The sequence below is a fragment of the Halomonas sp. 707D4 genome (genome assembly GCF_024158685.1).
GTDB lineage: Bacteria > Pseudomonadota > Gammaproteobacteria > Pseudomonadales > Halomonadaceae > Vreelandella.
In genome coordinates this window covers 1-2,228 of sequence record NZ_JAMZBD010000492.1, presented here as the reverse complement: position 1 = coordinate 2,228, position 2,228 = coordinate 1, and the positions used below count along the sequence as shown (strand labels likewise).

The window sequence follows — 2,228 nt, the reverse complement described above, 5'->3', positions numbered from 1 at the left end:
GTCGTGCGAGCGAGGCCCCGGCGCACGACCGCGCCCGCCTGAGCGAGACCTGGTACGAGCTCACCACTAACCGCATCGACCGGCTGAAGGTGGTGGAAGACGGCGCGATCGACGAGCTGACCCGGCTTTGCCATGACAAGATCGCCAAGGCCCATGCGGCGCTGGAGCAGGCCAGCAAGCCCACACTCTCCTCGCCCGCTCTTTCCTGCGCGCCCGGCGAGCAGCTTCTGGGCCTGGGCGGCGCCGCGGGACTCGGCGAGCTGACCGAAAGTGCGTTCACTTCGCCGCTGGGTCGCTCGCTGATCGAGCTCACCCACGCCCAGTCGAGCCGCCTGCAGAGTTTGAGCGACGAGCTCGAGAACACGCGCAAGACGCTTCGCGAGCGCAAGCTGATCGAACGGGCCAAGGGGTTGATCATGGCCCACCAGTCGATGAGCGAGGAGCAGGCCTACCGCTTTCTGCGCAAGACCTCGATGGACCAGAGCAAGAGCATGGCCAGCATGGCCCAGTCGATTCTCGATCTCTCGAGCATGCTGGCCCGCCAGGAGCGCTGAATCGCGCCGGGTTTGCAACATTACCCGGGGTTGGCCATTCTTAAGCTTCCCCTTAACAAATGGCAAGGAGTGCTGTTCATGCAAGAGAGAGTATTGCTGATCACCGGTGCCTCGAGCGGCATCGGCGCTGCCACCGCCCGTGCCGCCGCCCGCGAAGGCTACAAGCTGGTACTCGCCGCGCGCTCGGCGGACAAGCTCGCCGCCCTCGCCCACGAACTCGGCACCGACAACGTGCTGACCGTCGAACTCGATGTCACCGACATGGCGCAGCAGCGTGCCATGGTCGACCACGTGCTGGAGACCTTCGGCCGCCTCGATGGCGTGTTCGCCAACGCCGGGCGGGGCGGCACCGCCGGCGGGTTCAGCGGCGCCGACCACGAGACCTGGCGCGAGATGATCCTGACCAACGTGTATGGCGTGGGGCTGACCCTCCAAGCCTGCCTGCCCGCGCTCAAGCGCTCGGCGGGCCATGTGCTCTTGACGGGCTCCGCCGCGGGGCGCTCGACCATTCCCGGCTCGATGTATGGCGCCACCAAATGGGCGGTGACCGGCATCGGCTACAATCTGCGCGAGGAACTTCGTGGCACTGGCGTGCGCGTCACGCTGATCGAACCCGGCATGGTCGACACGCCATTTTTCGACGAGCCGCCGGAGTACGCCCTGGAGGACAAGGATATCGCGGGCGCGGTGATCTACGCCCTCGATCAGCCGGCCCACGTCGATGTCAACGAGATCCTGATCCGCCCGACGCCGCCGCGTGAGTGACGATCCCACGCCCCGGTCGTGTGGCCGGGGCTTGTTTTGAATGCCCTTCGCCCGCATAACACGGTGATATGGATATGTGGCTAACGAGTTCGTCGCTTCCGCGCTCGCTTGGCCGCCTTTCACTGACCTGCAGGTGACTCATGAGCCAACTCGCCGACACCGCCCTTTCGGTGCTGGATCTTGCCCCCATTCGCGAAGGCGGCAGCGCCGGGGAAACCTTCGACAACTGCGTGACGCTCGCCCGGCACGCCGAGCGGCTGGGCTATACCCGCTACTGGCTCGCCGAGCACCACAACATCGCCGGGATCGCCAGCGCCGCCACCTCCGTGCTGATCGGCCACGTGGCCGGCCACACCTCGACCATCCGGGTAGGCAGCGGCGGCATCATGCTGCCCAACCACCCGCCCTTGGTCATCGCCGAGCAGTTCGGTACGCTCGAAACCCTTTATCCGGGTCGCATCGACCTGGGGCTTGGACGCGCGCCGGGCTCCGACGGCGCCACCATGCGTGCCATGCGCCGAAGCGCCCACGCCGGGGTCGACGACTTTCCGGCCCAGCTCGAGGAACTGACCCGCTACCTGGGCGATGAAACGCCCGATCAGCAGGTCAAGGCGGTGCCCGGGCAGGGCACCAAGGTGCCGCTGTGGCTTCTGGGCTCGAGCGGCTACAGCGCCCAGCTCGCCGCGCGCCTGGGGCTGCCCTTCGCCTTCGCCGCCCAGTTCGCGCCGGGCTACCTGTACGAGGCGCTGCGCCTCTACCGCGACAACTTCCGTCCCTCGAGCGTGCTCTCCAAACCCTACGCCATGGTCGGTTTGCCGGTGATCGCCGCCGAGAGCGACGCCATGGCCCGCTACCTGGCCACCACTGCCCAGCAGAAGTTTCTCAACTTGATCCGCGGGCGACCCACCC

3 protein-coding genes are annotated in these 2,228 nt (G+C 67.1%); all 3 read left to right on the top strand.

From position 1 onward, the window contains the following. The coding region (locus BIS11_RS15690; RefSeq protein WP_253586502.1) for an ANTAR domain-containing response regulator at positions 1-554 on the top strand (554 nt) is incomplete at its 5' end. A 78-nt stretch (positions 555-632) separates the two neighbouring features. After that, entirely contained in the window at positions 633-1,319 is a 687-nt protein-coding gene (locus BIS11_RS15685; protein WP_253425854.1) for an SDR family oxidoreductase, read from the top strand. Positions 1,320-1,459: 140 nt separating this feature from the next. Continuing rightward, on the top strand, positions 1,460-2,228 hold a 769-nt coding region (locus BIS11_RS15680), incomplete at its 3' end, for an LLM class flavin-dependent oxidoreductase (RefSeq protein ID WP_253586501.1).